Origin of the sequence: Rhodopila globiformis (assembly GCF_002937115.1) — a bacterium.
GTDB classification, from domain to species: Bacteria; Pseudomonadota; Alphaproteobacteria; order Acetobacterales; family Acetobacteraceae; genus Rhodopila; species Rhodopila globiformis.
Genome location: NZ_NHRY01000071.1, coordinates 1 through 7,105, shown reverse-complemented (window position 1 = coordinate 7,105; position 7,105 = coordinate 1). Strand labels below are relative to the sequence as shown.

Annotated in this window: 8 protein-coding genes; all 8 read right to left on the bottom strand. The window is 68.7% G+C overall.

All coding sequences use genetic code 11. The annotated features are described in order from the left end of the window. Window positions 1-16: 16 nt before the first annotated feature. Entirely contained in the window at window positions 17-379 is a 363-nt protein-coding gene (locus CCS01_RS34330; RefSeq protein ID WP_193540116.1) for a hypothetical protein, read from the bottom strand. Further along, complete coding sequence (locus tag CCS01_RS35985; protein ID WP_104518176.1) at window positions 372-566, bottom strand: colicin E3/pyocin S6 family cytotoxin; 195 nt, start codon at window positions 564-566, stop codon at window positions 372-374. Before CCS01_RS35985 ends, CCS01_RS34330 begins: the two co-directional genes overlap by 8 nt. A 106-nt stretch (window positions 567-672) precedes the next feature. After that, window positions 673-981: a nucleotidyltransferase family protein gene (locus CCS01_RS07315; protein WP_104518175.1), complete on the bottom strand. Its 309-nt coding sequence runs from the start codon at window positions 979-981 to the stop codon at window positions 673-675. Next, a complete protein-coding gene (locus tag CCS01_RS07310) occupies window positions 978-1,385 on the bottom strand; it encodes an HI0074 family nucleotidyltransferase substrate-binding subunit (protein WP_104518174.1) in 408 nt (135 codons plus the stop codon). The genes CCS01_RS07315 and CCS01_RS07310 overlap by 4 nt, the downstream gene beginning before the upstream one ends. Before the next feature lie 17 nt (window positions 1,386-1,402). Continuing rightward, window positions 1,403-1,615: a DUF2442 domain-containing protein gene (locus CCS01_RS07305; protein WP_104518173.1), complete on the bottom strand. Its 213-nt coding sequence runs from the start codon at window positions 1,613-1,615 to the stop codon at window positions 1,403-1,405. Window positions 1,616-1,911: 296 nt separating this feature from the next. Then, window positions 1,912-3,039, bottom strand: coding sequence for a flavodoxin-dependent (E)-4-hydroxy-3-methylbut-2-enyl-diphosphate synthase (gene ispG, locus CCS01_RS07300; protein WP_104518172.1), 1,128 nt, complete (start codon window positions 3,037-3,039; stop codon window positions 1,912-1,914). A gap of 157 nt (window positions 3,040-3,196) precedes the next feature. Beyond that, window positions 3,197-4,399: a helix-turn-helix domain-containing protein gene (locus CCS01_RS07295; protein ID WP_146101600.1), complete on the bottom strand. Its 1,203-nt coding sequence runs from the start codon at window positions 4,397-4,399 to the stop codon at window positions 3,197-3,199. Between the two features lie 262 nt (window positions 4,400-4,661). Further along, a complete protein-coding gene (locus CCS01_RS07290) occupies window positions 4,662-6,884 on the bottom strand; it encodes a putative PEP-binding protein (protein ID WP_104518170.1) in 2,223 nt (740 codons plus the stop codon). Window positions 6,885-7,105 lie beyond the last annotated feature (221 nt).

Below are 7,105 nucleotides of genomic sequence, written 5' to 3'. Positions count from 1 at the left end.
TCGAGGCCTTCATCGCCTACTTCAACCGCACCCTCGCCAAGCCGTTCAAGTGGACCATGACCGGCAAGCCGCTCGCTGCGTGAGCGGCCGTCGAAATGGGGTTCGTTCTTCCGGCGAGGTGTACTAGGTAATGTGCAATCGCCTCCCGCAGCCCCTGCTTCGTCCGCCGTGCCTCGCGGATCACCGGCAGCACCCGGGCATTCATCACCCACACGACATACTCGTCCGCCGTCATGCCCAGGAACGCCGAGAGCGGGCGGCCTCCGACGTCACCGGCCTCATGCCAGGCGCCGACGAAATCGTCGATCGCGTCCTCGGACACCTCGCCCCGCTCATACAGATCGAAAAACGCGGCGGTCGTGTCCCGCGTCTCAGACACGGATGCGTCTCCCACGTCCGCCCTCCTTGATCGGCACACCCGACACGGCATCCAGCACGGCACTATGACGCCCATGCAGATCAAACGCTTCTATTTCGCCATGAAGCGAATCCCAGGTCAGCAATCGGCGACCCGGCGAGTCACGCCAGCGGCGCTCGCCGTGGACGCCTTTTGCCGAATTCGGCATCGCCAGGCGTGGATGGCGGGCCTGCGCCCGCCATGACGACAGGGCGCCGACTCTGCGTCCCAACCCGTCTGCGGTTTGCTGCAGCGCCGAGGCGCCGGTCAGCCCGTCACACCGCCAGCGCCACCATCTCCGGCGCGATCAGTGCCCGGAACGCCGGATCAACCGACCGCAGATCGATCACGTCCACCTTGTACGGCAGGTCCGACTCCGACAGCGCCCCCGCCACGTCGGCCAGTACAGCCAGCCCGAGCGGTCCGTCCGCCTCCAGCGCCAGATCGAGATCGGAGTAGCGGCGGGCGGTGCCGGTGGCGCGGGAGCCGAATGCCCACACTTGCGTATCGGGCGGCAGATGCGCACGCAGGATATCGCAGACGATCGCCCGCTCATCGGGCGACAGAGCGATCGTTCGAGTCACGCCAGGCGCTTCCGCAGTTCGTCGCGCAGATACTCGGCTTCAGCCAGGAAGGCAGGAATTGCTTCCACCAACTGCCGCGCTCTCTCGGCCTGATAGGTGTGGCTGGTGCGGGCGCGGAAATCGCGATAGCGGTGCCAGGCTGGCCAGTCGCCGAGCAGCAGCCCCTGCTGGTTGGCAGTGCGGATCAGGTCCTGGAAGGCCATGCGATCCACCTCATCCGGCGAGGCGGCGCATTCCCGGATGAACCGCCGGAGGACGCGGTGGCACAGTTCGTAGGACACTTCGAAACGCTGCATCAGGCCATCGCGCAACTGCATATCCGCTGGCTCGCCGCGGTGCCGCGCCAAGCCTTCGCATAGGCGATCGATAGCATTGACCAGCGGGGTGATGTCGAGCCTGGCCATGCCTGCCCCCTCTGGGATCAGCCGCCGACCTGCCGCCTGGCGGTCAGGTCTCCCCGGCCGGCCAGCAAGCCTTCGACCGAGATATCCACGTCCAGCTCTTCCCAATGCAGACCGTTACCGGTGACGCCGATGCGGTACTGCATCCGCTGCTCCGGCGTCGCGTGCAACAGCCGCGGAAACCAGGCAAGCGGAACGCCGAGCGTCTGCCCATCGTTCAGTTCCACCCACATCGTCACATCGTCACATCGTCAAAGCGAATCGCCGCCGCCGAAGTGCTCATGCCAAGCCCCATACGCATCAGGCGCAAATGGACGGGCGGCGCGACGTCGCCTTCCTCTGGTCATGGCCGGGACACGCCCGGCCATGACGGTAAGAGAACGGCCGCCGCACCAAATCCTTCCCCGATAATCGCCCTATCCTGATACGTATGGAGACACGCCCGGCCATGACGGAAAGCGAAGTGGCCGGGCCGCATGTCCCGCCATTCTTCCCCGCCACAGCACCCGCATCCGCCAGGGAAGCCGGCCTATTCCGCCGCGACCTTCTCCGCCTCCGCCACCGCCTTCAATTCTGCCGCCTTCGCCTCCACCAGCTCGACGATGTGCTCCACCATCGCCGCGGTATCGATCTGGTGGTCCTGCTTTCCGGCCCGGTACACCATGTGCTTGCCGTTGCCGCCACCGGTCACGCCGATATCCGTCATCAGCGCCTCGCCCGGTCCGTTCACCACGCAGCCGATGATCGACAGCGTCAGCGGCGTCTCGATGTGCGACAGCCGATCCTCCAGCGTCTGCACGGTCTCGATCACGTTGTAGCCCTGCCGTGCGCAGGACGGGCAGGAGATCACCTTCACTCCGCGATGCCGCAGCCCGAGCGTCTTCAGCATGTCCCAGCCGACGCGCACCTCTTCCTCGGGCTCGTCCGACAGCGACACCCGCATGGTGTCGCCGATGCCGGCCCACAGCAGGGAGCCCAAACCGATCGACGACTTCACCGTGCCCATGCGCCGTCCGCCGGCCTCGGTGATGCCGATGTGCAGCGGGTGGTCGCAGACCTCGGCAAGCTGCTGGTACGCCGCCACCGCCAGGAACACGTCCGACGCCTTCACGCTGATCTTGAAGTCGTGGAAGTCGTGCTGCTGCAGGATGTTAGCGTGGTAAAGCGCGCTCTCGACCAGCGCCTCGGGGTTGGGTTCGCCGTACTTTTCCAGCAAATGCTTCTCCAGCGAGCCGGCGTTGACGCCGATGCGCATCGAGCAGCCGTGGTCGCGCGCCGCCTTGATCACTTCCCGCACCCGATCGTCGCTGCCGATGTTGCCGGGGTTGATCCGCAGACAGGCCGCGCCGCTCTCCGCCGCCTCCAGCGCCCGCCTATAATGAAAGTGGATATCCGCCACGATCGGCACGCTCACCTGGCGGACGATGTCCTTCAGCGCCAGCGCGCTCTCCTGGTCGGGGCAGGAGACGCGGACGATGTCCACCCCCGCCGCCTCGGCCCGCTGGATCTGCGCCACCGTCCCGGCCACGTCGGTGGTCAGGGTGTTGGTCATTGTCTGCACCGAGATCGGTGCGCCGTCGCCCACCGGCACCTTGCCGACATGAATCCGCCGCGACTTGCGCCGGACGATTTCCTGGTAGGGCCGATAGCTGCTCATGCAAGTCTCCTTCATCGCGGGGCGCGTCGAGCCGCCCCGACCCGGTTTGCCGCCGCGCTGCGGGCCATCGGGCGGCTCGGCAGGCACGAGACAGGTTATGCCGCCGACCGTGACAGGCCGGCGGTAACGCTAGTATGGGGCTTTCCGCGGCGTTTCGCTACTGGCGGCCGCCGCGTGAGGCACTCGCTGGAAGCAGGGCTGTGGCGAGTTTGCCATCCTTCACCACCTGCGGATCCAGCGGCATGTCGCGCCGCACCACGCCCGAGCCGCCGATGCTGGGCGTCGGCGCGCCGTCCACCAGGATCTGCGTCCCGCCGGCGTTGCCGGTGGTCAGCAGCAGGCCCGAGCGCGGCGGCACGGACCAGCTTTCGCCGGCCTTCAGCACGCGGTTCAGCAGCACGCTGCCGCTGCGGTCCTTCAGCAGCAGCCAGGCATCGGCCGTGGCATGCAGCACGATCCGGCTGTCACTGGCACCCGGCGGCAGGGTCGCCGCCTGCGCTGAACCGATCGAGGGTGCCGGTACGGGAGGCTCCGCAGCCGCGACAACCGAGGCGGCGCTGGCTGCGCCGGCGGCGGGCGATGCCACCGGCGGCGCGCCCTCGGCCATGACCGGTGCCGCACCCGGCGTGGCGGCCGGCGTTCCCGACGCCGTAGCCGGAGGCGCCGCAACCGTCGGTGCCGGCGCGGCAACCGAAGAGACCAACGTCCTACCCGTCGATTCCGATGGCGCGCCCGAAGGCACGGACGTCGCCGGGGCGGCCGCAACCGTCGATGCCGCCGTCGCAACCGGGGATACCGGCTCGGCAACCGGCGCCGTCGCGGCCGCCGGCGCGGCATTCGGCGCGGCCGTGGCGACTGCCGTCGCCGGCGGCGTAACCGGCGGCAACGCCTGCTCCGCCAGCGGGGCGAGGCGTTCGGGTATCGCCGTCACCGTCTCGGCCGGCAGGCGGCCCTCGCCGGACAAGCGGTACCAGCCGGTATAGGCGCCAACCGCCAGCACCAGCCCGAGCAGCACCATGGCCCCGGCCGGGAAGCCGCGATCCGGCATCGGGATCGGGAACACCAGCTCGGTCCTGCGGCTGACATCCGCGACCTCGGCCTTGAAGCGCCGCACCATTTCCTCGGCGTCCAGCCCGAGCAGCCTTGCATAGCTGCGGGTGAAGGCCACGGCATAGACGGCGCCCGGCAGATCCGACACGCGCCCATCCTCGAGCGCTTCGAGATGCGCGAGCCGAATCCGCAGCTCGGCCGCCACGTCCGGCAGCGGCCAGCCCAGGCGTTCCCGCGCCTCGCGCAAATCCGCGCCGGCCCGCACGGCAGACGGCGGCTCCGTCATCACCTGTGAGACAGTCGACATCATGCCGCGACTTTCGACAAGTTTGGACCGGCTTTCGTGCAGCACCGGAGGCCCCGTTCTGGTATTGTCATGCGTGTGGAAGGAATACCGTGGTCACGTCTCTGACAGACGCGACCGGCGGGCGGCTTCTAGACCACACGATTGGTTTTTCCAACGCCATAGTTCTTCACCTTGGCAAAATCGGCGTGCGCCAGGTGGGTGGGTTGGCTGCGACATTAATCCAGACCTCGCCTTGTATGCAGCACAAAAAACACGAGTCTGTGATTTAAGTTATGAGTCCCCGTTCTCGTGCCCAGGTTGCAATAGGGTCGCGTAGCCCCATGCCGCCGCCGCGCCGGATCGCCGCCAGCACCGGCTGGAACGATTTCAGCTCCACCTGCGCGAACATCGCCTTGATCGGCAGGACCGCGCTGGCCGGCATAGAAAGAGTCGTGATTCCCAGGGCCGCCAGCACCAGCGCCTCCAACGGCCGGGACGCCGCCTCGCCGCACAGCGAGACCGGCACCGAGGCGGACCATGCTGCAACCGATAGTTGCTCCAGCAGATCGAGCACCGGCTGCGACAGGAAGTCGTACCGATCGTACAACGACGGCGTGCCGCGGTCCGCCGCGAACATGAACTGCAATAAATCGTTTGAGCCAACCGATATGAAGTCAACGTCCCGCAGCAGTTCCGGCAGCTGCCACATCAGCGCCGGCACCTCCAGCATGGTGCCGATCCGCATACGTCCGCAGGCTGGGCGGATGCGCTTGGCTTCCGCCAGCAGCAGGCTCTTGGCGGTGCGAAACTCCGACGCCGTGGCCACCATCGGGAACATCACCGACAGGTCGCGCCCACCCGCCGCCAGCAGCAGCGCCCGCAGCTGCCGCCGCAGCAGCGCCGGGCGGTCCAGGCCGACGCGGAGCGAGCGCCAGCCCATCGCCGGGTTCTCCTCCTCGGTCACCGTGCCGGGCAGCAGCTTGTCGGCGCCCAGGTCCAGGGTGCGGAACAGCACCGGCCTGTCGCCGGCCTCGTCCAGCACGCGGGCATAGATATCCGCCTGTTCCGCCACGTCGGCGACCGAGCTGCGGGCCAGCATGGCGATCTCGGTGCGGAACAGGCCGATGCCATCGGCGCCGGTGCGCTCCAGTTGCGGCAGCTCCAGCGCCAGGCCGACGTTCAGCATCAGCTTCAGGCCGACGCCGTCGGCGGTGGCGGCGGGACGGCCGCGCCAGGTCGCCAGCTCGGCATTCTTGGCGTCACGGGTTTCCCTGGCGCGGGCGTAGGCGTGGCGGACCTCGGTCTCCGGCCGCAGGATGAACTGGCCGTCGTCGGCGTCGACCACGGCGTCGTCGCCGGCCTCGGCGCTGTCCAGCATGCCGCGCAGGCTGCCGATGGCGGGGATGCCCAGTGCGCGGGCCAGGATGGCGGCGTGGCCGGACGGGCTGGCTTCCTCGATCGCCACGCCGGCGATGCCGCGGGCGTGCCAGTCCAGCAGTTCCGCCGGACCCAGGCGCCGCGCCACCAGGATCGCGCCTTCCGGCACGTGCTCCATCGGCACGTGCCCGGTCAGCGCCGCCAGCAGGCGGTTGGCCAGGTCCTCCATGTCGGCGAGCCGCTCACGCAGGTAGGAGTCGCTGATGCGGCGCATTTTGTCGTGCAGTTCGCTGGCGATGCGCTGCACCGCGGCTTCCGCCGTCATGCCGGCACGGATGACCTCCGCCACCCGGCGCAACCAGCCGGCATCGGCGGCGACCAGGCGATAGGCTTCCAGAACCTCGCGGGAGGCGGTGATGTCGGCGGGGCGCCCGGTCGCCGGCACGTCGGAGAACAGGTCGTCCAGCCCGCGCTGCATGCGGTCCACCGCCTGATCGAGCCGGGCCTGCTCGGCTTCCGGATCGTCCGACAGGAACCGCGCCACCGGCCTTGCGGTTGCCAGCAGCACGATCGGCCCGGCGGCGATGCCGCCCATCAGGGTGACGCCCTTGAACAGGCGGGGGACCGTGGCCGCCAGCCCCTCGGGCGAGCCGTCCAGGGCGCCGCTGCCCGGCAGCAGCTCGGCCAGCAGCATCGCCACGGTTTCCAGGTCGTCCACCTCCAGCTCGGTGAAATTGCGCGGGGTGCGGTTCTGCACCGTCAGCACGCCCAGCGTGCGGCCGGAGCGGCGGACCGGCACCGCCAGCATCGAGGTGAACGGCTCTTCCCCGGTTTCCGGCCGGTAGGCGAAGGCGGGATGGTTCTGCGCGTCCGGCAGGTTCATCACCGCGCCGGTGGCGGCGCACAGGCCGACGATGCCCTCACCCACACGCAGCCGCGTGTTGCCGACGGCGTTGGGGTTGAGGCCGACCGTCGCCGCGAGTTCGAGGATGTCGCCCGGGCGCTGGACGTAAACCGAGCACACCTCGCTGACCAACTCGGCCGCCACGAGTTCGACGAGTGCGGAGAGCGGCGCGGCGCCATGCGCCCGCAGGTTCCGCAGCCGGGCGAGCAGGCGTCTAGTGGCGGGCATCCGCCACGTGCCGTGCCGATGGGCTGGTCATTCCGATCTCATCCCCCTTTCCTGTCGCACCCGGCCATTACGCGGAGGTCGTGGCCAAACAATGGCTGTTTCCGCAACGGAGAGTGACTGTGAGGTGGCCGCTCTGTCAGGGTGTTTTTTTGAGCCGTCCGGAGCTGATTGGGAAGACAAACCGGGCGCGGGGCAGGGTGGGCGAAAGCGGGATTGAACGG

Excerpts from the sequence above, each read along its gene's own strand:
- CCS01_RS07310 (WP_104518174.1), bottom strand. The coding sequence starts at position 1,385 with ATGGCCAGGCTCGACATCACCCCGCTGGTCAATGCTATCGATCGCCTA.
- CCS01_RS07290 (WP_104518170.1), bottom strand. The coding sequence starts at position 6,884 with ATGCCCGCCACTAGACGCCTGCTCGCCCGGCTGCGGAACCTGCGGGCG.
- CCS01_RS07295 (WP_146101600.1), bottom strand. The coding sequence starts at position 4,399 with ATGATGTCGACTGTCTCACAGGTGATGACGGAGCCGCCGTCTGCCGTG.
- CCS01_RS35985 (WP_104518176.1), bottom strand. The coding sequence starts at position 566 with ATGCCGAATTCGGCAAAAGGCGTCCACGGCGAGCGCCGCTGGCGTGAC.
- ispG (WP_104518172.1), bottom strand. The coding sequence starts at position 3,039 with ATGAGCAGCTATCGGCCCTACCAGGAAATCGTCCGGCGCAAGTCGCGG.
- CCS01_RS07305 (WP_104518173.1), bottom strand. The coding sequence starts at position 1,615 with ATGTGGGTGGAACTGAACGATGGGCAGACGCTCGGCGTTCCGCTTGCC.